18 protein-coding genes are annotated in these 21,791 nt (G+C 69.8%); 8 read left to right on the forward strand and 10 right to left on the reverse strand.

The features are described 5' to 3' along the window. Positions 1–117: 117 nt before the first annotated feature. The 4 genes from FL344_RS21430 to FL344_RS21445 all read left to right on the forward strand — a co-directional run bounded on the left by FL344_RS21430 (position 118) and on the right by FL344_RS21445 (position 4,450). Complete coding sequence (locus FL344_RS21430) at positions 118–1,332, forward strand: vWA domain-containing protein (protein ID WP_194863200.1); 1,215 nt, start codon at positions 118–120, stop codon at positions 1,330–1,332. 142 nt (positions 1,333–1,474) lie between these two features. Further along, positions 1,475–2,347: an ImuA family protein gene (locus FL344_RS21435; protein ID WP_141619847.1), complete on the forward strand. Its 873-nt coding sequence runs from the start codon at positions 1,475–1,477 to the stop codon at positions 2,345–2,347. An 8-nt stretch (positions 2,348–2,355) separates the two neighbouring features. Beyond that, positions 2,356–3,867 (forward strand): DNA polymerase Y family protein, encoded by a 1,512-nt coding sequence (locus FL344_RS21440; protein ID WP_141619848.1) that lies wholly within the window; start codon positions 2,356–2,358, stop codon positions 3,865–3,867. 52 nt (positions 3,868–3,919) lie between these two features. After that, positions 3,920–4,450, forward strand: a complete 531-nt coding sequence (locus FL344_RS21445; protein WP_225909294.1) for a hypothetical protein — start codon at positions 3,920–3,922, stop codon at positions 4,448–4,450. Between the two features lie 19 nt (positions 4,451–4,469). Here FL344_RS21445 and FL344_RS21450 read toward each other — a convergent pair whose 3' ends face one another. Beyond that, positions 4,470–5,000, reverse strand: a complete 531-nt coding sequence (locus FL344_RS21450) for an FHA domain-containing protein (RefSeq protein ID WP_194858610.1) — start codon at positions 4,998–5,000, stop codon at positions 4,470–4,472. Between the two features lie 100 nt (positions 5,001–5,100). Between FL344_RS21450 and FL344_RS21455 the strand changes: the two genes are divergently transcribed. Then, a complete protein-coding gene (locus FL344_RS21455) occupies positions 5,101–6,075 on the forward strand; it encodes an NAD-dependent epimerase/dehydratase family protein (protein WP_141619850.1) in 975 nt (324 codons plus the stop codon). 63 nt (positions 6,076–6,138) lie between these two features. Here the strand turns inward: FL344_RS21455 and FL344_RS21460 are convergent, their stop codons facing one another. The 4 genes from FL344_RS21460 to FL344_RS21475 form a co-directional block, all read right to left on the reverse strand. Continuing rightward, positions 6,139–7,641 (reverse strand): ATP-binding cassette domain-containing protein, encoded by a 1,503-nt coding sequence (locus tag FL344_RS21460; RefSeq protein ID WP_141619851.1) that lies wholly within the window; start codon positions 7,639–7,641, stop codon positions 6,139–6,141. A 238-nt stretch (positions 7,642–7,879) separates the two neighbouring features. After that, positions 7,880–8,254, reverse strand: coding sequence for a hypothetical protein (locus tag FL344_RS21465; protein WP_228565250.1), 375 nt, complete (start codon positions 8,252–8,254; stop codon positions 7,880–7,882). Between the two features lie 215 nt (positions 8,255–8,469). Next, positions 8,470–9,576 carry an SPFH domain-containing protein gene (locus tag FL344_RS21470; protein ID WP_141593451.1) on the reverse strand — a complete coding sequence of 369 codons (1,107 nt, stop codon included), beginning with the start codon at positions 9,574–9,576 and terminating at the stop codon, positions 8,470–8,472. 5 nt (positions 9,577–9,581) lie between these two features. Further along, the gene (locus FL344_RS21475) at positions 9,582–10,064 is read right to left on the reverse strand and encodes an NfeD family protein (protein ID WP_141593452.1); all 483 of its coding nucleotides are present in this window, start codon (positions 10,062–10,064) and stop codon (positions 9,582–9,584) included. A gap of 372 nt (positions 10,065–10,436) precedes the next feature. On the opposite strand from FL344_RS21475, the gene FL344_RS21480 reads away from it, so the two are divergent. Together FL344_RS21480 and FL344_RS21485 are read left to right on the forward strand one after the other, a co-directional pair. Beyond that, positions 10,437–13,481, forward strand: coding sequence for an error-prone DNA polymerase (locus tag FL344_RS21480; RefSeq protein WP_141619853.1), 3,045 nt, complete (start codon positions 10,437–10,439; stop codon positions 13,479–13,481). Then, complete coding sequence (locus FL344_RS21485; RefSeq protein WP_141619854.1) at positions 13,478–14,242, forward strand: DUF4336 domain-containing protein; 765 nt, start codon at positions 13,478–13,480, stop codon at positions 14,240–14,242. The genes FL344_RS21480 and FL344_RS21485 overlap by 4 nt, the downstream gene beginning before the upstream one ends. A gap of 31 nt (positions 14,243–14,273) precedes the next feature. On the opposite strand, the gene FL344_RS21490 is transcribed toward FL344_RS21485, so the two are convergent. The 4 genes from FL344_RS21490 to FL344_RS21505 form a co-directional block, all read right to left on the reverse strand. After that, positions 14,274–15,323 (reverse strand): GNAT family N-acetyltransferase, encoded by a 1,050-nt coding sequence (locus tag FL344_RS21490; RefSeq protein ID WP_141619855.1) that lies wholly within the window; start codon positions 15,321–15,323, stop codon positions 14,274–14,276. Next, positions 15,316–16,074 (reverse strand): hypothetical protein, encoded by a 759-nt coding sequence (locus FL344_RS21495; protein ID WP_141619856.1) that lies wholly within the window; start codon positions 16,072–16,074, stop codon positions 15,316–15,318. Before FL344_RS21495 ends, FL344_RS21490 begins: the two co-directional genes overlap by 8 nt. Before the next feature lie 306 nt (positions 16,075–16,380). Next, on the reverse strand, positions 16,381–18,042 hold the full coding sequence (locus FL344_RS21500) for an acyl-CoA dehydrogenase family protein (protein WP_141619857.1): 1,662 nt from the start codon (positions 18,040–18,042) through the stop codon (positions 16,381–16,383). A gap of 90 nt (positions 18,043–18,132) precedes the next feature. Next, on the reverse strand, positions 18,133–18,909 hold the full coding sequence (locus FL344_RS21505; RefSeq protein WP_228565251.1) for a DUF6209 family protein: 777 nt from the start codon (positions 18,907–18,909) through the stop codon (positions 18,133–18,135). A gap of 193 nt (positions 18,910–19,102) precedes the next feature. Between FL344_RS21505 and FL344_RS21510 the strand changes: the two genes are divergently transcribed. Beyond that, a complete protein-coding gene (locus FL344_RS21510; RefSeq protein ID WP_141619859.1) occupies positions 19,103–20,866 on the forward strand; it encodes an ATPase in 1,764 nt (587 codons plus the stop codon). A 7-nt stretch (positions 20,867–20,873) separates the two neighbouring features. On the opposite strand, the gene FL344_RS21515 is transcribed toward FL344_RS21510, so the two are convergent. Next, positions 20,874–21,662, reverse strand: coding sequence for a WbqC family protein (locus FL344_RS21515; protein WP_194863201.1), 789 nt, complete (start codon positions 21,660–21,662; stop codon positions 20,874–20,876). Between the last annotated feature and the right edge of the window lie 129 nt (positions 21,663–21,791).

Below are 21,791 nucleotides of genomic sequence, written 5' to 3' on the forward strand. Positions count from 1 at the left end.
TCACCTCTCCAGGGTTCCTCGGAAGTCTCGCGTCCGGACGTAGGGTGGGGCATGATCGCCCCCCTAGCATCTGACGCGGCGCCCCGCCGGGGTGCGCAGCTCTTCGAGAGGCCCCCCATGAAGCTCCGACCCTTCGCCCACCTGCTCCTGCTGCCGTCTCTCTTGTGGACGTCGTGCCGGTCGCCCGTCGACGAACCGGGCTCCAATCTCCCCGGGAAGTGCGAGAGCGAGTCCCCCGTCATCGCGCCGCAGAAGACGGACATCCTCTTCGTCATCGACAACTCCGGATCCATGGAAGAGGAGCAGAACGCCATCGCCACCGAGCTGCCTGCCTTCCTGGAGGCGCTGAAGGAGGGCAGCGGCGTCTCGCAGGACTTCCGGGTGGGCGTGATCACCACGTCCGTGTACCGGCTGGCCATGTTCCAGGGGCAGGAGCAGTACCGCGAGTACACCAGGGAGTCTGGCCGGTTGCAGCGCGTGCCAGACGCGGCGGGCAACCCCACCGACGAGCGCTTCATCGACGGCACGGATCCGTACGTGCTGGAGAAGTTCCGCCGGCTGGTGATCCAGGGGACGGATGGCAGCGGGCAGGAGACGCCCTTCGAGGCGGTCCGGCTGGCCGTGACGGAGCCGCTGGTGTCGACGCCGGGGGCGGAGAACGGCAATGCCGGGTTCCTGCGCGACGGCGCGCGGCTGCTGGTGGCGGTGGTCACCGACGAGGAAGACTGCAGCACCACGCAGCGCCCTCCGCCGGTGTGGGTGTCCGACGACACGTCCATCGACAATTGCAGTGAGCAGTCCCATCTGCTGACGCCGGTGGAGGAGTACTTCGCCACGTTCCAGCAGCTTCGGGATTCAACGGGGGCCTCGCGTCAGGTGCTCTGGGCCACGATTGGTCCGGTGGCGCTGTCCGACAAGCGGGCGGAGCTGATCCGCGACACGACGCCCGACGGTGTCTTCGTGCGCAACGTCGACTGCCCGACCTCCTACGGTCCCGGCCACCGGCAGCGCGCCATGGCGGAGGCGTTCGACCAGGGGCTCGACAACCTCGATTCCATCTGCCGGGACAACTACCGCGACACCTTGCTGCGCATCGCGGAGCTGGCCACGGTGGCGCAGAGCATCGAGGTGGTGAACCTGCCCGATCCCCGGCTGGTCCAGGTGGAGCTGACGCGCGCCAATGACGAGGTGGAGCGGTGCTCGGTGGCCGCGGGCGACCTGCGCTACGAGGCGTCCACGGAGGCGTACCCGGCCCGCCTGTTCTTCCAGTCGAGCTGCCTGCGCCGCGCGGACGACAAGAAGGTGGAAGTGAAGGTCCTCTGCGCCGGCTGATGCCCGGGTGAGCCCGCACCAGCGGGTCTGATCCACGCACCCACCGCCATGCGTCCCATGAAGGCGCATGTCAGACCTCCGAGGATAGTGGACGACCGCCCCGCCGGTCGTTCGGTCCGGAGGGGCCTGGCGAGGAGGCGAGATGAGCGCGGCGGAGCAGCGAGTGGGAGTGGGGCAGGGGACGGGCTCGGTCGTGGAGCAGCTTCGGGAGCGGATCCGCCAATTGCAGGCGGCGCCCCGGCGCTACCTGGCGGTGCTCCGCACGGGCCTGTCGGCGGTGGACGCCCTGCTGCCGACCGGGGGCCTGCCACTGGGGCAGGTGGTGGAGCTGTGCGGTGAGGCGGCCTCGGGGCGCACCAGCCTGGCGCTGCACGCGGTGGCCGCGGCGCACCAGGAGGCGCGGCTGTGCGCCTGGGTGGACGGCCCCCGGGAGCTCTACTCGCCCTCGGCCGCGGCCCTGGGCGTGGACCTGGAGCGGCTGCTCATCGTCCGGCCCCAGGCTCCTGAGCAGCGCATCTGGGCGGCGGTGCAGCTGGCTCGGAGCGGGGCCTTCGCTTGCGTGGTGCTGGACCTGTCGCGCGGCGTGAATCCCGACGGGCGCGCGTGCCGGGTGGCCCTGGCGGAGGCGCGCAAGCTGGCGGACGCGGCGGCGCGCGGCGGCGGGCTGCTCCTGCTGCTGACTTCGCCAGAGTCACCGGCGGACGGCGTGGTCCGGCTGCGGACGGAGGCCCGGGACGGAGATGGCTGGTCGGTGGAGGTGGTGCGCAGCCGGCAGGGGGGCACGGGCGCGCGGGCGGAGCTGCCGTGGAGCGCGCTGTACCCGGCGCTGGGGCTGGAGGGAGGCGGCCGGTTGCTGGACGTGGCCGAGGACACGGAGGACGGCACGCCGGACTTCCTGCGAGATCAGTCCGGGGCGCTGCGCAACGGGCTGGGCATCCTGGGCCAGCGTCCTGGCCGTGACGCGCCCCTGCCGCCCGTGCGGCAGGGACTGGACGCGGCCCTGCCGGCGCACTGAGGCACGACATGCGCAGGGCCTATCTGCACCTCACCCGCTTCCCGGTGCAGCGCCGGGTGGTGGAGTCCCCGGAACTTGCGGGCCGTCCCTTCGCGCTGGTGGAGGCGGTGCGTGGCCAGCGCCGCGTGGCCTTCGCCTCCACCTCGGCGCTGAAGGCGGGGGTGCGCCCGGGGATGACGCTGACGGCGGCCACCGCGCTGGAGCCAGGGCTGCGGCACTTCGACTACCGCCCGGAGGACGAGCTGCGCGCGCTGACGGCGCTGGGCGAGGCGCTGCTGCCACTGGCCCCGGGCTTCCAGCTCTGCGCCCCGGATGGATTGTGGCTGGACGCGGGGGCCGCGCACCTGTGCGACGGCGAGGAAGGCCTGGGCACGCGGATGCTGGCGCTGTGCGCAGAGCAGGGTTACCGGGCGCACGTGGTGGTGGCCTCGGAGGCCTTCACCTCGCGCGCGGTGGCTCGGCATGGCGCGCGCCGGGTGGAGGTGGTGGCTCCGGGGGACAGTGCTCGGGCCCTGGCGCCGTTGCCGCTGTCCGCGCTGGAAGGCCGCGAGGGGGCGGCGTTCTCCGCGCTGGGCCTCACCACGCTGGGCGAGGTGGCGGCCCTGCCCGTGGGGGCCGTGGCGGCCCGGGGCGGCGTGGCTGGCGCACGGGTTCATGCGCGGTGCCGCGGAGAGGACGACACGCCCTTCGTCCCCGCGTCGCTGGAAGAGGTGTTGGAGGAGCGCGTGGTGCTGGACTTCCCGGCCGAGTCCTTCGAGCCGCTGCGCTTCGCGCTCAAGACGTTGACGGACCGGCTGGGGGCACGGTTGTCCGGGCGGTGCCGGGCGGCGGTGCGGCTCACCTTCACGCTGAAGCTGGACCCCTCGGGGCAACGGCAGGTGACGCTGACGCTGGCGCGGCCCACGGCGCGGGCGAAGCTGTTGCACGAGCTGGCGCGGCACCGGCTGGAGGAGCTGCGGCTGGAGAACCCGGTGGCGGAGGTGTCCGCTCGGGTGGACGAGCACTCCGAGGACGGAGGACAGCAGCTCGCGCTGGGGGACGCGCCGGAGGGCGACGCGGCGCTGGAAGTCGTGCTGTCGCGGCTGGCGTCCACGTTGGGGGAGGGGTCGCTCTTCGCGGCGGGCCTGGAGGCGGTCCACCGGCCCGAGGCGGCCCATGGAACACGGGCCTTCCGGCCCCCGGAGGCGCGGCGGGGCCTGTCGGCGGAGTTGCTGGAGCCAGGCGCCCGGCGCGCCTCGGTGTCGGCGGCCTCACGGGAGCGGCCCTCCCGCTTGCTGGCGGAGCCGGCGTGCCTGGACGCGGAAGTGGCGGAGTCCGGACGCTTGCTGGCCGCGCGCATGGCGGGCCGACGGCACCGGGTGACGGCGCTCACGGGGCCGGAGCGGCTGGGTGGGGAGTGGTGGTCGGAGACGCCCTTTCAACGGGACTACTACCGGGTCCACTTCGAGGGGCTGGGCCCCGCCTGGGTGTTCCGCGACGGACGGGATGGACGTTTCTACCTCCAGGGACTGTTCGACTGAGGCCCAGCGGCCCAGCATAGTGGCCTCGTCCCCGTCTCCCAGGTTCCCCGTCATGCGCGTCCTCCGTCCCGCGGCTGTCCTGCTTTGCCTCCTGCTCGCTTCGTGCGCTCCGCGTCAGGTCCGCCCGCCGGGGGCCCTGCGCAAGGTGGTGGTGGTGGTGGGCTCCCGGGTGGACTCGCTGCCGACCTACACGTACCGGCAGGACATGATGGGGGAAGGCAATCCCCGTTCGGTGCTCGTCAGCCAGGCCCAGGCCACGCTGAGTGAGCGGGGCTTCGAGGTGGTGGGGACGCGCATCTCCCAGGCACCGTCACCCACCATCCACGAGGTGGTGGCGATGATTCAGGACAACGAGGCCGAGGCCGGAGTGGTGGTGGTGCTGAACTGGGTGGACGTGACGTCCGCCCAGCTGATGGGCCGCGCGGAGGTGCTGCTGGAGACGGGGGTGGTGGGACCCAACGGCAAGCTGCGCTGGAGCAACCCCACGCGCACCGTCTCCACGATTGGCATGTACCAGGCGCAGACGGACTTCCGCTCCTACCTGCGCAAGGCGGTGGTGGAGGCCATCCAGGCCATTCCGTGAGCCTCGGGCTCGGGCTGGCTCAGCGGGCCTTCTTCGGGCTGGCCAGGCGCAGGTGTTCGTAGACGGTTTCGGCGCGAAGGTAGAGGAACTGGGCGTCGCCGAAGGCCAGGGTGTCCCCGTCGTGGAGCAGCACCTGGGCGCGGTAGCCCAGGGGGGCACCGTTGATGAAGGTGCCGTTCATGGACTCGGCGTCACGCACGGAGAAGCCGCCGCGGGCGGCGTTCCAGCGCATCGTGGCGTGATGCTGGGAGACGGACGGGTCGGGCACCACCAGGTCGCACGCCTCGGTGCGGCCGACCGTCAGCTCCTCGCCGTCCACGGAGGGCTGGAGGAAGTGGACCTCCAGGTTGTCGAAGTCGCGGAGCATGGCGAGCAGCCGCTCGTCCATGTACGCGCGGTGTGCCATGCCGACGGTGCGTGCCGCCAGGCCCCGGCTGTGCTGGCCGACGAGTTCCACGGGCTGCTGGATGAGGGCCACAGGGCCGGACGCGGCCCGGAACGCGTCCAGCGAGGCACCGGCGAAGGGGCGGAGCTGATTCACGGACACCATGAGGGCCTCCACCCTACGTGCAAGTGGCGGGGACGGGAAGCGCCGCGTCCACGTCTTCCGCCGTGGCGTGTTGGGGGCTGGCGTGGGAGCGTGGAGGTGGATGCGGGTACTCGTCACGGGAGCTGCGGGCTTCATTGCCCACCACGTCAGCGCGCGGCTGCTGGCGCGCGGTGATGCCGTCATCGGCGTGGACAACCTGGACCCGTCCGGGGACGTGGCGTTGAAGCAGGCCCGGCTGACGCGGCTCGGCACGCTGCCGGGGGCGACGGGCTTCACCTTCCGTCCCGTGGACGTTACCGACAGCTCCTCGCTGCGAGCGCTCTTCGAGGAGATGCGCCCCGAGGCCGTGGTGCACCTGGCCGCGCGTGTGGGTGTGCGGGCGCCGGCGGGCACCGCGCAGGCATACGTGGACGCCAACGTGTCGGGGTTCCTCCAGGTGCTGGAGCAGGCCAGCTCCGCCCGGGTGCGGCACCTGGTCTACGCGTCCTCCAGCTCCGTGTATGGCGCGGGCTCGGTGCCGCCGTTCCAGGAAGGCGCCGCGGCGGACCACCCGCTCAGCGTCTACGCGGCCACAAAGCGCGCCGATGAACTGCTGGCGCACGCGTACAGCCATCTGCACGGGCTCCCCACCAGTGGCCTGCGCTTCTTCACGGTGTACGGCCCCTGGGGACGACCAGACATGGCCCCCCTGCGCTTTCTCCAGGCCATCCGTGACGGCACCGAGCTGTCACTGCACGGCGAAGGCCGGATGCAGCGCGACTTCACCTACGCGGAGGACGTGGCGGAGGCCGTGGTGCGCGTGCTGGACCGGCCGCCCCCAGGGGCACCTCGCCATCGCGTCCTCAACGTGGGCCGGGGCGAGCCTGTTTCGGTGCGGGCCTTCCTCTCTGTCCTGGAGCGGCTCCTGGGGGCGCGGGCGCGGGTGAAGTCCACGCCCGCGCAGCCTGGGGAGATGGACGCGACCTGGGCGGACCCTTCCGCGCTGGAGCGGGAGACGGGATTCCGGCCGCGCGTCTCCGTGGAGGAGGGGCTGACACGGCTGGTGGCGTGGTTCCACGAACAGTCGGGCACCTGAGGCAGAACGACGAGACGTGGCCGGGCGTCTTCAACGTGCCTCGAGGTGGGGCCTGCGTGCCGGCTACCCGGACGTCACCGTCACCTGGCCATGCTCCACGCGCCACACCTCGGAGGTGCAGGCCTGGGCGAAGGATGTGTCATGCGTGACGAGCATCAGTGCGCCGGGGTACTCCCGCAGCGCCGCCTCCAGCCGTTCGATGGACGGCAGGTCCAGGTGGTTGGTGGGCTCGTCCAGCACCAGGGCCCAGGCGTGTTGGCCCAGTCCCCGGGCGATGAGGAGCTTGCGCACCTCGCCGGGGGAGGGTTGCTCGGAGGCGAGCAGCCGCTCCGGGTCCACGCCGAGCGCCGCGACGAGTGACAGCACGCGTCCGCGTTCCTCGGGCGGCAGTGCGCGCACCGCGTCCAGCGTGGCCCGGGCCTCGTCCGCGCTGACGTCCTGGGGCAGGTAGAGCACGCGCTCCAGCGGAATGCGCGCGTTCTCCAGCAGTGCGCGCACCAGGGTGCTCTTGCCGGCGCCGTTGGGCCCTTCGATGCGTACGCGGGCCTCGCGGCTCACGGAGAGATTCACGGGGCCCAACAGCTCCACGTCACCGGCGCGGAGGCCGGGCACGTCCAGCGTGAAGAGCCACGGGTTCGGCGCGCGCACGTAGTCCAGGAAGACGGAGCGGCCCACCGTCTTGTCCGCGGTGAATTCGCCCACGGACTCACTGACGCGCTCCAACTCGCGCCGTGCATTGCCCACGCGCCGTCCGGCCCCAGCCTCCGCCCAGCCGGCAACGACCTTGGCGCCCATGGAGCGGGCGTCGTTGTCGTATTTGTTCTTCAGTCGCTTGCGGGTGTGCCGCGCGGCATCCGCGGACTGTTGTTCGCGCCGGGCCTGGTCCAGCAGATGCGCCGCACGGCGTTGTTCAGCGCGGGCTTGCTGGTGGGTGGCGATTTCAGCCTCACGCTCGGCTTCCCAGTGCGCCCGCGCGGCGGTGTATGCGCCGGGCCACAGCCGCGCGCTGCCGTGGTGGACGCGCAGCGTGGAGGTGGTGAGGGACTCCAACAGGTCGCGGTCGTGTGACACCACGATGCCCAGGCCCCGGAAGCGGCGCAGCGCGGAGACCAGCCATGTGCGGGCCTCCGCATCCAGGTGGTTGGTGGGCTCGTCCAAGAGCAGCAAGTGGGGCTCCGCGGCCAGGGCGGCGCCCACCTGCCACCGCTTGCGCTCGCCCGGGGACAGCGTGGGCCAGCGCTCCAGCGCGGTGACGTCCAGGCCCAGCTGGCCGTGCAGTCGCCGCGCGACGGAGTCCCACGACTCCGCGAAGGCGGAGATGTCGGGCGTCAGCGCCTCCACCTCCTGACGGCAGAGGCGGAGGGTGGGGGCGGAGGGTTCGAACTGAAGGTGTCCCTCGGTGGGCGTCAGCTCTCCCGCCAACAGCCGGAGCAGGGTGGACTTGCCGGCGCCATTGGCGCCCACGAGCCCCGTCCAGCCAGCGGACAGGTGGAAGTCGACTTCAGAGAGGACGGGAACGGCGTCAGAAAAGGCGAACGAAACGCAGTGCGCGCGCACGGAAGACATAAAGGAAGCTCCTGAATCCAGGGCGCAAGCCAGCCCGAAGGCGGCTCAGCGCGGGAACGTCAACGGACCTGGGAATTCAGCGAAGCGTCCTCAAGGGTGCGTCTGACCTCTCGTTGGGAGGGGGCGTCAATCCCTCCTGGGGATGGTTGCAATCTATGTCCAGACGCGCGCCGGAATGCAACCCCCGCCTTCATGGGGCAGGGGGCACTCCTCCGGCAGTGCGTCCGACAGTCACACATCAACCTGCGGCGGGCGCCGCGAAGTTCCCCGTGTGGCGGGAGAGCCGCCACGCGCCGATGGACGCCAGCAGGGCGCCCAGCATGGCAAGCAGCAAGGCGAGCGCCACGTTGTGCAGCGCCTCGAAGGTGCCGATGAAGAGCACGCGCGGGCCCTGGTCCCACAGCGGGCCGCTATAGGCCTGCAGGAGGGAGAGGATGCCGGTGGCGAAGCCGAGCGTGCCGGCAATCAAGGTGCAGAGTCCAAGCGACAGCATCAGCGGCACGTAGCGCGGCGCGGGCCGGCGCGCGTACTGGACGCAGGTGGCGATGAGCGCGATTCCCGCGAGCAACGTGGGATACATCCCCCAGCCTCCTGCGATGAAGATGTTCTGCATGCTCCCCTCCAGTGGGTGTGTTCGGAGGCTCTGACAGCCGGACACATGGAAGGTTCCCGCGAAGTGACTGCGCGTGCGGTGGTGGACAGGAGGGCGCGCTGTCTGCTCGGCCCCTGATGGCGCAACGGACCGTCGTCCTGGATGCGCGAACGCGAGTCCTGCCCAGTGTCCCGAGGGAGGCGTCTTCCTCCCTCGGGGACTGCCTACGTCTGGGCTCAGTCGTCCTGCGTATCCAGGGCGGGCCGCGAACGCCGAGGGGCCACGGCGGGCGTGCTGCCGGGGAGGGTGGCGTGTTCGGGGACCACCGTGTTCCGGGCAATGGCCTGGGCGCTCAGGCTCGCGGCGGAGCGGGCCGGCGCCGGGGCGGGTTTGGCGGCATCCCCAGTCTGAGCGAAGACTTCCTTGAGGGTGGCGACGGCGCCCAGCGTGGCGGTGGCCTCGTAGGGGACGAAAATCTTGTTGTCGCCCTTGCCCAGCTCCTGGAGGGTCTCCATGTAGCGCAGCGCGAGCACCTCGGGAGTGGCGCGGCCGTTGTGGATGGCCTCGAAGACGAGCCGGGTGGCCTCGGCCTTGCCTTCGGCCTGCAGCATGGTGGCGCGCTTGTGGCCTTCGGCGCGGGCAACCTCGGCGTCGCGTTCGGCCTCGGCGCGGAGGATGCGGGAGATCTTCTCGCCTTCGGCCTGGAGGATGGCGGCGGCCTTGTCACCCTCGGCCTTGGTGACCTCGGCGCGGCGCTCACGCTCGGCGGTCATCTGCTTGGCCATGGCGGCCTTGATGGCCTGCGGCGGCTCGATTTCACGCAGCTCCACGCGCGTCACCTTGACGCCCCACTTCTCGGTGGCCTCGTCCAGCACGATGCGCAGCTTGGTGTTGACCGTCTCGCGGCTGGTGAGCGTCTGGTCCAGCGTCAGCCCGCCCATGATGTTGCGCAGGTTCGTCATCGTGAGCTGCTCGATGGCGAGCGCGAGGTTCTCCACCTGGTAGAGCGCCTTCGCGGGCTCGACGATCTGGTAGTAGATGACCGAGCCGACCTCCATGTTGACGTTGTCGTGGGTGATGACCTGGACGGTGTCGAAGCCCATGACCTGCTCGCGCAGGTCCACGAGGTTGCTGCGCATGAAGCGGTTGCCCGTGCGCATCTCGATGGCGCGAGGGGCATCCACGAAGGGGACGAGGTAATTGAGGCCGCTGCTGGCCGTCTTATAGAACTTGCCCAGCCGCTCCACGACCATGACCTTGGCCTGCGGAACGATGCGGATGCCGGTGGCGGCGACGCCCACCAGGATGACCGCGAAGATGCCGAAAATCGTCACGATTTCCATCCCGCCTACTCCTTCCTTGGGTCCCCCGAGGGAACCGGCAACGACGCCGTCGGTCGGCGCACCCAGAGTTTGAGACCTTCCACCTGCTCCACCGTGACGAGTTCGCCCTCGAGCACCGGGCCCGACAGGGAGCGCGCCGTCCACAGCTCACCATTGATGCGCACCGTGCCCCCAAGCGGGTCGCCCAGGGCCTCCACCACCACCGCCTCCTGGCCAAGCATGGCTTCGATACCTGTCTTCAAATGCGCTGCGTCGCGCATGAAAACGCTTTTGAAGAGGGTGCGAGAGGCCGCGAACAGGGCGATGGAGACGGCGGTGAACAGGTAGAGTTGGCCGTTGAGGCTCAGGCCCAATGCCGCTCCGATCGAGGAGGCCAACGCCCCCACGGCGAGCCAGAGGACCATGAAGCTGGTGAGCTGGAGCTCCAGCGCTCCCAGGAGGAGCGCCGCGATCAGCCAGAGCTGCCACGCGGTGGGAGTGAGGTCCATGAAGACATGTTTGTCAGTCGGATCGGCATCCTGTCAAACGGCGGCGGCGCGAGCTTCAAACATCACGGCTCAGGCTTTTGTGTGGAGCGCAGGTCGCTTAACTCCCTGAGGTTTGCCCGGCCTCGCGGGTGCGCAGGACTTGCTGCGCGGATGCGACATTCACGAATCTCGTAACAAGACAAAAGCAGCGCCTGACGAGTTTGCCAGGCTTGATTGTGGGCCCGAAGGAGGGCGCCGCTCGCTCTGTCCGGCAAGCAGCAGTCGCGCCCCCGCCCGGATCGCCCTCATTCGCGTCAACTCATGAAGTCGCTTGCCCGCACCGCGAAGATCCAATCTAGCGCCTGAACGCCTGTTCGGTATCTAGATCCAGGCGTGGACTACGCCGAGCTGGTCTGCCGCTCCAACTTCTCGTTCCTTCGCGGGGCCTCGCATCCAGAAGAGCTGGTGGCCACGGCCGCGAGGCTCGGGCTGGGTGCGCTCGCGCTGACGGACGCGGATGGCCTGTACGGCGTGGTGAAGGCGCACCTGGCCGCGAAGGAGCACGGGGTGCGGCTCATCCTGGGCGCCGAGCTGACGCTGGAGGACGGCCCACCGGTGGTGGTGTACGCGGCGGATGGGACGGGGTACTCGAACCTGTGCGCCCTGGTGTCCCAGAGCCGGATGACCCACCCCAAGGGCGAGGCCGGGCTGCCGTGGCGCGCGGTGGCGGACCGGTCCGCGGGGCTGCTCGCGCTCCTTCCCGCGCCCGCGCCCTTCGAGCAGGTCGTCTCGCTGGCGGAGGCCTTCCCGGAGCGCTTCCACGTCGGCATCTGCCGGACCCTGTCCGCGGGAGACGCGGAGCGCGAGGCCCGGGCGGAGCGGCTGGCGCTGGAGCTCGGCGTGCCGTTGGTCGCGCACAACGACGTGCACACGCACCACCGCCGGCGGCAGGCCTTGCAGGACGTGCTGGTGTCCATCCGCCACGGGACGTCGGTGGACCGGGCGGGGACGCGGCTGTTGCCCAACGCGGAGCGGACGCTGAAGTCCCCACGGGACATGGCGCGCCTGTTCGCGGACCGGCCGGAGGCCCTGGCGCGCGCGGCGGAGCTGGCCTCGCGCTGCCACGCCTCATTGGATGACTTGCACTACCGCTTCCCGGAAGAGGACCTGCCCGAAGGTCGCACCGCGGACGCGCACCTGCGCGTGCTGACATACGAAGGACTGCGGTTCCGCTATCCGGAAGGTGTGCCCCCGGCGGTGGTGAAGCAGATTGAACACGAGCTGAAGCTCATCGCCGCGTTGGACTTCGCCGGCTACTTCCTGGCGCTGTGGGACATCGTCCGCTTCGCCAGGGCCCAGGGGATTCTCTGCCAGGGGCGGGGGAGCGCGGCGAACTCGGCGGTCTGCTACGCGCTGCAGATCACCGCCATCGACCCGGTGCGGATGGGCCTGTTGTTCGAGCGCTTCCTGAGCATGGAGCGCAAGGAACCGCCAGACATCGACGTGGACTTCGAGCACGAGCGCCGCGAGGAGGTCCTCCAGTACGTCTACGAGAAGCACGGGCGTCGGCACGCGGGCATGGTGTGCGAGGTCATCTGCTACCGGGGCCGGCTGGCGCTGCGTGAGACGGGCAAGGCGCTGGGCCTGTCGTTGGACCAGGTGGACCGGTTGTCGAAGGTGTCCGCGTCGAACGGCTTCGACGTGACGCCGGACGTGCTGCGCGAGGCGGGCCTGTCCGCGGAGGACGGCCGGGTCCAGAAGACGCTGGCGCTGGCCATGGAGCTGGAGGGCTTTCCCCGGCACCTGTCCATCCACGTGGGCGGCTTCGTGATGACCCGCGAGCCGCTGACGGAGCTGGTGCCGGTGGAGAACGCGGCGATGCCGGGCCGCACCGTCATCCAGTGGGAGAAGGACGACATCAACGCGGTGGGGCTGCTGAAGGTGGACCTGCTGGCGCTGGGCATGTTGACGGCGCTGTCGAAGTGCTTCGCGCTGATTCGTGAGCACCACGGGCGGGAGCTGTCCCTGGCGACGGTGCCGGCCGAAGACCCGAAGGTCTACGACATGCTGTGCGAGGCGGACACGGTGGGCGTGTTCCAGATTGAGAGCCGGGCACAGATGAACATGCTGCCCAGGCTTCGACCGAGGACGTTCTACGACCTGGTGGTGGAGATCGCGCTCATCCGCCCGGGGCCCATCGTCGGCAACATGGTGCATCCCTTCCTTCGCCGGCGGAGCGGCCAGGAGCAGGTGGAGTACCCGAGCGAGGCGGTGAAGGAGATTCTCGGCAAGACGCTGGGGGTGCCGCTCTTCCAGGAACAGGCGATGAAGCTGGCCATGGTGGCGGCGGGCTTCACCGCGGGCGAGGCGGACGGACTGCGGCGGGTGCTGAGCCACAAGCGCGCCGAATCCATGCTGCTGCAATACCGGGGACGCTTCGTGGAGGGCTGCGTGTCGCGGGGGTACACACGCAAACAAGCCGAGGAGTGGTTCGACAACTTCCGGGGCTTCGCGCACTACGGCTTCCCGGAGAGTCATTCAGCGAGCTTCGCGTTGATTGCGTATGCGTCCAGCTGGCTGAAGTGCCACTACCCGGCGGCCTTCACGGCGGCGCTGTTGAACTCGCAGCCCATGGGCTTCTATGCGCCGCACACGTTGGTGGCGGACGCGCAGCGGCATGGCGTGGTGGTGCGGCCGGTGGACGTGCGTCACTCGAGCTGGGACTGCACGCTGGAGGAGGGCGGGGCTGCATTGCGGCTGGGGCTCCGGATGGTGAAGGGCCTGGGCGAGTCCGCGGGGCGGCGCGTGGCGACGGCGAGGAGCGAGGGCTTCCGTGACGTGGGTGACCTGGCGCGGTGGTCGCGGGCGCCCCGGCACGAGCTGACGCGGTTGGCCCTGGCGGGCGCCCTGTCATCGCTGTGTGGCTCCCGGCGTCAGGCGCTGTGGGAACTCCAGGCGCTGGGGCCGCTGGACTCGGATGACCTGTTCTTCGGCATGGCCATGGACGGAACGGCGGTGGAGCTGCCGTCCATGGATGTGCTGGAGCGGGTCTGCGCGGACTACGACACGGTGGGACTCTCGCTGGAGAAGCATCCGCTGGAGCTGCTGCGCCCGGTGCTGAAGCAGCAAGGCGCGGTGACGGCGGAGGGACTGAAGAAGGTGGCCCACGGGCGGAGGGTGGCGGTGGGAGGCATGCTCATCTGCCGCCAGCGTCCACCCACGGCCAAGGGTATCTGCTTCATCTCCCTGGAGGACGAGACGGGCATCGCGAACCTGGTGGTGCCTCCGGACGTGTACGAGCGGTGCCGGAAGGACATCCATGGCGCGCTCTTCCTGGTGGGAGAAGGCGTCCTGGAGCGCTCCGGCAAGGTGACGAACGTGAAGTCCAGTCGAGTGGCGTCATTGCATGGACAGCGGGGTACGCTGCCTGGGCGATGACCGCCGACCTCGAATGGAACGATGGGGTGCGTCCCTATGTGCCGCTTTCCACCCTCAAGCCGGTCGCGGACGGCGTCTGGTGGGTGGACGGGCCGGTGGCGAGGATGCGCGTAGGCCCCGTCTCCCTGCCGTTCCCGACGCGCATGGTCATCGTTCGCCTGAATTCGGGAGGCTTGTGGCTCTGGTCGCCCACGGCTCCAACGCCCGAGTTGTTCGAACAGGTCGACGCACTCGGCCCGGTGGAACATCTCGTCTCTCCGAACCGGTTCCACTACGCGGGCATCCCGGCCTGGAAGGCACGCTATCCGCGCGCGACGGCCTGGGCATCTCCGGGCGTTCGCGAGCGGGCGCGCTCCCAGCGGATTGACGTCCCATTCGATGCCGACCTCGACGACGCCGCGCCCTCGGCCTGGTCCACGGAGTTGGGCCAGCTCATCTTCCGGGGCAGCCGCTTCGTGGAAGAGGTGGTGTTCTTCCACGGTGCGTCCTCGACCTTGATTCTCGCGGACCTGGTCATGGCGTTGGAGCCCGAGCGTCTCCGGCCTCGCCTGAGATGGCTGCTGACGCTCGGCGGGACGATGTGGCCGGGGCAGACGCCACGCGAGGTGCGGGGGACGACCTGGGGCCGGCTCGCGCAGGCGCGCGCCTGCTACCAGCGGATGATGGCATGGCAGCCTCGTCGGGTGCTCCTCGCGCACGGCCGCTGCTATCTCGATGAGGGGATGGCCCCGCTCGAGCGCGCCTTCTCCTGGCTGCGCTGAAGCACGGGGCTTCAGCTTCGCGCGCGCTGCGTCAGCGCAGGTGCATGAATACCCGGGGCGAGGCGGGCAGCTCCACGTCGGGGGTGGTGAGCAGGCACGTCACCCGGGAGCCTCCGGGGAATGGCAACCACCCGGAGCGCAGCATCAGGTGGGCCGGCGTGCACGGGGTCCGCAGCATCGCCGCGCAGTCGGCGCCCTGGGCCACCATGTCCTGCATGGCCACCCACAGCAGCCTCCGTTGCTCCGAAAAGGGCAGCCCGTCCTGGAAGGCGAGCAGGTCCACCAGTCCCGTCGTCAGGAGGCCTCGGGCCGTCATCTGGAGGGTGTAGTAGTTGACCATGCCTTGGATGACGCCATCTCGCTCCAGGACGAAGGTGCGCGGGATGTCGCGGAACTGGAGCTGGTGGGCCAGGCGCTCCGAAGTGTAGGCGTAGCCCAGGTTCACCGGCCGCATCATCTTCTGGACCAGGGCCATGCACTGCGGCAGGTCCCGGGCTTGGTAGGCCCGGATGCCGTCGGCGCGCGCCGCCAGGAAGCCCCGGTGGTGGAGCGGACGCGTGAAGGTGAGGAACGCGCGCTCGGCGGCGCTCAGCGACCAGCGGACCGCCTTCTCCGTGTTGAAGACGTGCAGCCACATGCCCAGGTTGTTGAGGTAGCGCGTGTGGCTCCGGCGGCCCCAGAAGCCCTGGCCCAGGGTGCCGTTGGCCACGCAGCTCAAGGTGAGCGCAGCGCCACGCTCGCGGTGGCGTGCCTGCATGGTGTCCGACAGCTTGATGCCAATTCCCTGGCCCCGGCTCTCCGGCGCCACGCTGACCCAGCTCCCGTAGGTGCCATCCACCTGCCGCAGGCCAAGCTGGATTTTCGCCGGCTCCGCCAGGAAGGCCCCCACCAGCTTGCCCTTTGAATACGCCCCCAGCAGATAGTCCTGGTCCGCCAGGGGATTGCTGAAGAGCAGCCAGTCGAAGAAGCGCTCGTCCCAGACTGTCAGTCCCATCTTCACGCCGTAGGTGCGCTGCCAGACGCTGTTGATGAACTGGGATGCTTCCTTCGCGCCGCCTTCGAAGGTGCGGACCTCAACCATGATGGGCCTCGGGCGCGGAGACGGGCGCCGGTGTCGAGGCAGGAACGGAGACGCCGTTCATGTGCTCCAGGGTGGCGGCGGCCGGGTGCTGGCCAAAGAGATGCGTGTACAGCGCGCGCGTGGTGGGGATGAGGGCATTCCAGTCAGGGAGGTGGATCTTCTCCGGACCGACGAGCACCTTCGCGTAGATGGCCTCGTAGACGCGCTTCACCGTGTTGGGCGCGATGGCGTCCACGTCGAACGCGGGCACCAGTCCCACCAGCTTGAAGCCGCGGTGCTCGGCGTTGCGCTGCGCCCGGGCCATCTTCAGGGTGGAGTAATAGAGGACGACCTCGGCGCCGATGTTGCGGCCCACCTGCTCCAGCAGGGAGATGCCGAACTGGCCCAGGCCCAGGCCTCGCTGAGAGGGTTCAACGGCCCCCATCGCGGCAGACAACTGCAGGCCGCGAGCGTTCTTCTCCAGCGTCAGCAGCCCGATGACTTCCTGGGTGTCCCGGTCCCTTCCCAGAATCGCATACACCGGCCGATCCGGAGACTCACCCTGGAGACAGACACACTGCTCATAGAAAGCGGGCTCCAGGTGCCGGCTCTCCGTGCCGACCAGGATGTCCGGGTACCACTTCCCCAGAAGCGCCGTGACCTGAACGACGGAGTCCCGCGAGAGCTGCTCGAGGCAGCAGTGCTCTGGTGGTCTGAGCCCCCCCAACATCTCGTCCAAGCTCCGCCATTGCATCGTGTGCATGGCGAGCATGATTCGAGATTGTGGATGCATCTCGCATCTGGTTTTTTCTATCTCTTCCTGAGTATGTCTTTGGCCGATCAGGTCTCCCGTTGAAGCGTGATGTGTTACACAGGCGCCGCGTTTGGGAGTGGGCAGGTGATGTGCGGGCTCGGATTGAGGGGAGGGGCGCCGTCTGCGAACCGACGTCCGTATACCTTCAAGGGTGCCCGCCCTGGAGGGAGGGGCGGGGCGGCCCCTGGGATAGGAATTGCGTGTGAATGATTGAGAAGGTCTGGATGTGTCGTGTTGTTTCGGGCCGGTGCCAGACGCGGCACCTCAGGCCAGGAGCCGGACATCCTCCAGGCTCGCGGCCGGTTGGATGAGGTCCACGCCGTGCGAGGCGAAGCGCCGTGCCGCCGCCTTGCTCCGGGGGCCGTGGCCGTGGTCCAGGCACCACTGCGCATGGGCGCAGAGCAAGGCCAGCTCCAGCGTCCGTCCCAGCGTCAGCGAGAAGCGCCGGGCGCCAGCCTCCAAGGTGGCGGGGTCCTCCATGGCACCGGCCACCCAAGCCCGCGCGTGCTCCAGCGCACCCTGGGCCGCGTCGACACAGGGCCGCAGGCCCGCGTCCCGGGTCTGGCCCAGACGGCCCTCCACCTCGTGGAAGAACGCCTCCAGCGCGCCTTCCTTCGCCAGGGCGCGCAGGGTGTCCAGGGAGAGGACGTTCGTGGTGCCTTCCCAGATGGACAACACCTGGGCGTCGGCCTGGATTCGCGGAATGCCCGTGTCTTCCACGTAGCCCGCGCCGCCGAAGGCCTCCGTGACTTCGGAGGTGACGTGCACCACCTGCCGGCCGGTAGTCAGCTTCGCCAGGGGCGTCACCAGCCGCTGCAGGAGCAGCTCCTGCTCGGTGGCCGCCTTCGCCTCCATGCGGCCCAGCAGCTCCACGGCGCGGAAGGCCAGCAGGAACCCCGCCTGAAACTCCGCCTCCAGCCCCGCCAGGGTGTCCATGTGCAGCGGCTTGTCCGCCAGCTTCGCGCCGAACTGCACCCGCCGTTGGGCGTAGTCCCGGGCCAGGGCCAGGGCCCGGCGCATGGCCCATACGGAGCCCACCGCGTTCCAGGTGCGTGTCACATTCAGCATCCACGCCATGTTCCGGATGCCATCCGTCAGCCCCGCCACGGGAATGGCCAGCGCGCCATCCAAGGTCAGCTCCGCCGTGGGCACCTTGCGCGTTCCCAGTTTGTCTTTGAGGCGGTTGATCTGGATGCCATTGAGTCTTCCGGCTGCGTCCCGTGTCTCCACGTAGAACAGGGCCAGGCCCTTGCCGCCGGGGCCGTTGCCTTCCGGACGCGCCAGCGTGAGCGCCATCTGCGCCGTCGTCGCGGAGGTGAACCACTTCGTTCCAGACAGCCGCCAGCCCTCCGGGGTCTGCCGGGCCACCGTCTGCGTGAGGCCCACGTCCGAGCCGCCGGTGCGCTCCGTCATCCACTGACCGGACGTCCACGCCGTGGCCGGGTCCCGGGACGTCAGGTGGGGCAGGGCGCGGTCGATGAGCGCCGTGTTGCCCAGCGTGAGCAACGAGCGCGCCGCGCCGTCCGTCATCGCCAGCGGGCACGAGTACACGTCCAGCGATGCCTGCACGAGGTAGTTGAGGATGAACTGGTGGACGCGGCTGAGCTCGGCGTTCTTCTGCTCGTAAGCCGTGGCCACCAGTCCGCGCCGCGCGGCCAGGGCCTCGGCTTCCTTCCACAGCGGCGACACCTCGATGTGGTCGACGCGGTGGCCCCACGCATCCCACTGGGTCAGCTCCGGCTCGTTCAGCCGGTCGCGGAGCTGGAAGCGGTAGAAGTAATCCCCGCCCAGCTCGCCCAGCTCGCGGAACTCATCCGTCAGCGCGCGCCGCAGGTCCTCGGGGAGGGTGCGGGCCAGGTAGCTCTGGAGCAGCGCATCGTCGTCGTACTGATTGCCCAGCCTCGGCGGTTCCTGGAAGAAACTCATGCGCCAAAGGTAGCACCCATGTTCCGGTCCGGGCGCGTCTCGCGGTGCGAGGGCATTCAGGCCGGAACGTGGGTGCGGCCGCCAGACGGCCTACGGCTGCAGGGTGAACGTGTAATTGGCCCCGTAGTCGGAGTCCCAGCGGCGGCAGGTGCCGCGGTCCCAGTTCTCGAACCAGAGCTGCACGGAGGTGGCCCCGACGGGCGGGATGATGGTGACGGGCGTGCCCGTGCGCGTATAGCCGCTGGTGGTGGTGACGCTCTTCTCGCCCATCACCCCGTTGTTGAAGCGCCAGCGCACACCCACGTCCCACGTGGGCGCGCCGTTGTAGAGCAGCCGGCACTCGGGCAGGCGCGCGATGTCGTAGTCCACGACGAAGGGCTGGCCCTGACGGGGCGTGCCCACCACGTGCTCCACCCAGCCCTGCTGGAACACGAGCGTCGCCGTGGGCGTGGCGCTGGCCTCCAGGACGTTGAACTGGAAGTTGCCGCCGTAGTTGGAGTCGTAGTGCTCGCAGCCCGGGCTGGACACGAGGAACCACAGCTCCAGCAGGCCCTGCTCCTGCAGGTCCAGCGTCGGTCCATTGCCGGTGACGGGTGCGCCCGCCACATCGAAGCTGGCCGGCGCGGAGCCGTTGATGCGGTAGTGGCCGGTGATGCTCCACGCGGGGCTGCCGTCGGGGTTGTTGACGCGGCACTGCGGCAGGCGCGCGGTGCTGTAGACGACCTGCACCTGGCCCCCCTCGGTCAGCACCTCCGACTGGTGGATGGTCCAGTTGCCGTGGAAGGAGAGGGTGGGCGTCGTCTGCGCCGCCGCGGAGGTTCCGAGCAGGAGCAGGGGCAGGGCGAGGACGGACAGAAGTCGCTTCACGAAGAGTTCCAATGCGAATGGTGGGGGTGGGCTTCGCGCGCCGCGCATGCGGGCGGAGGCGCGCGCACTATCGACGAGGAGGCTGACAGGAACACTTGGGTTCAGTGCTTTTCTGTTTGTTCTGCAACTCCGTTTCGTCCAAACCGGACCGATGCGGTAGGCTCCGGCGCGAACACCCTGGAGCGAGCACCGCATGTCCCTGTTCAGGCGACCGCCATCCCCGGACTCCGGCTCGTCGAGCGACGAGTCCAGCCGCAGCGTCACCCCCGTGGAAACGGCCGTGGTGCCGCCCGCGGCGCCCACGCCGGTGCTGTCGGGGCCTCCGCGCCCACGCGTCGGTGTCACGGGGATGACCGCCGCGCTCCCGCCGCGTCCCCCGGGCGCCGTCACGGGCTCACGTCCCGCGCTGCCGCCGGAGCCGGACGAGCCCGACTTTCCCACCGAGCGTCGCGGCTCGTCCTCGCCGCCGGACCGCCGTGCTCCGCCGCCGGCGCCGGCCACGCTGCCGTCCGTCATCGTCGCCCCGCCTGAGCGCCGTGGGCCCGGGCCGTCCCAGTACTCGGGCCCGGACCGACGGGGCAGCGCCGCCAGTCCACAGTACAGCGGCCCGGAGCGCCGGGCGCCCCGGCGGTCGGGAGATGAGGGCGGCGCCGGATCGGGCGACCGTTTCTGGCCCGCCCAGCCGCGCACCCTGGGCGAGACGGGCCTCAACACCACCTTCGTGGAGGAGCTGGTCCTCAAGGCGCTCTTCTTCGCCGGTGAGATGCGCGGCATGGACATCGCCGCGCGCCTTCAGTTGCCCACCGCGCTGGTGGACGACGTCATCGAAGGACTGCGCCGCCAGAAGTACATCGACATCCGCGGCGGTGGCGGGTCGGGCGTGGGCAAGTCGACGATGATCTACCAGCTCACCACGTTCGTGACGGACGTGCTGCGGCAGGTGCTCGACCGCAACCGCTACAACGGCCCCGCGCCCGTGCCCTTCCTGGAGTGGGCGGCCGCTGTGAAGAAGCAGACCGTGCGCGGCAACCGCATCACCCGCGCGCGCATGCAGGACAAGTTCGGCGACCTCATCATCAAGGACTACATCTTCGACGGCATCGGTCCGGCGATGAACTCCGGCCGCGCCATCTTCTTCTACGGGCCCCCGGGCAACGGCAAGACGGCCATCTGCCAGGGCATGGTGAACTGCTTCGACGGGGACATCTTCATCCCCCACGCCATCCTCATCGACGACTTCGTGGTGCGCATCTTCGACGCCAACCTCCACAAGGTGGTGGAGGACGAGCCCGGCTCGCCGCCGTATGACCGGCGCTGGGTGCGCTGCCGGCGCCCGCTCGTCGTCGTGGGCGGTGAGCTGACGCTGGAGATGCTGGACCTCGTGTACTCGCCGGAGGTGAAGTACTACGAGGCGCCGTTCCAGATGAAGGCGAGCAACGGCATGCTCCTCATCGACGACTTCGGCCGGCAGAAGGTGTCCCCCAAGGACCTGCTCAACCGGTGGATCGTCCCGCTGGAGAGCGACATCGACATGCTCACCCTGCACACCGGCAAGAAGCTGCAGGTGCCCTTCGACGTGTTCGCCGCCTTCTCCACCAACCTGGACCCCAGCGACCTCGTGGATGACGCCTTCCTGCGCCGCGTCCGCTACAAGCTGGAGGTGCAGCGTCCGGACGAGGAGCAGTTCCACGACATCTTCCAGGTCATGTGCCGCAAGCGCGGCGTGCCCTACAACGCGGCGGCGGTGGACTACCTCATCGACGCGCACTACCGCCCGGTGGGGCGTCCGTTCGCCGCCTGCCAGCCGCGTGACTTGTTGGATCAGGTCATCGACATGGCCCACTACCAGGGCCAGGAGCCGCGCCTGACGACCGAGCTCCTGGACTCCGCCGTGCGCGGCTACTTCGTGCGCTTCGACAAGGACAAGCCGGCGGGGACGTCCGCCTCCGCGCGCTGAGGCACCCTCATTCGCCCGGGGGCCGGGGCGCGAACGGTCCCCAGGGCGAAGGCTCCAGCCACTGGCGCACCTCGTCCACCGGCACGTTGGCCAGCACGTCCACCAGCGACATGCCGTGGACGAAGCGGCCCGGGCGGCCCTGTGCATATTCGGGATGGCGGAAGCGCTGCCACAGCACGCGCACGTCCACGTCCCGGAACAGGCCCACCTGGAGGTACAGGGACGAGCCCAACCCCGAGTAGTACGTGTGCGCGCCCAACTGCCGGCAGTACGCCACCAACCGGGCCGACTTGTCCTCGCCCTGCTTGTCCAAGGTGGAGGCCAGGACCAGGTTCGGCGTCAGGCCCAGCGGCTCGTTGAAGAGCGCCATGCTCGCCAGCAGCACCCGCAGCAGCGAACCCGGGCCCGACTCGCGCGCCGCCGCGTCATAGAAGGGCTCCAGCCGGGGCAGTACCTGCGACGCGAAGTAGGGCCGCTTCGCGTACAGCGACACCAGCGTGCGCAGGTGCTCGCGGGCCCAGGGCTGACGGGCATCCACCGCCAGGTCCTTGATGAGGGTGTCCCGGTGCGGGTTCTCCAAGGGGATGGACATCCACTGGAACCCGGGCTCCGTGGGCGGAGGCTGGGGGACGTTGTGGGGCAGGGCCACCCGCGTGCGCCGCTGCCAGCCGCGCCGCAGCCACTGCACGTTGTCCAGCACGACGAAGGTCCCCGCGCGGGCCAACTGCTCGTGGAAGTCCACCCACGGCAGGTAATGCGGCTGCTCGGCGACCACGACTCCAGGGATGCCCGGCACGCGCGGAGGATAGCGTCCTGGCGCCCCCCGGTGGCCACCCGTTTGCCCTCCTGCCAGTATGTTTCCACCGGACATGGGGTGCGCCTGACCCCCACCCGTCAAGACGCCCCTGGCTGGAAATGCCGTGCT

The organism is Myxococcus sp. AB036A (assembly GCF_006547355.1).
Classification (GTDB): domain Bacteria; phylum Myxococcota; class Myxococcia; order Myxococcales; family Myxococcaceae; genus Myxococcus; species Myxococcus virescens.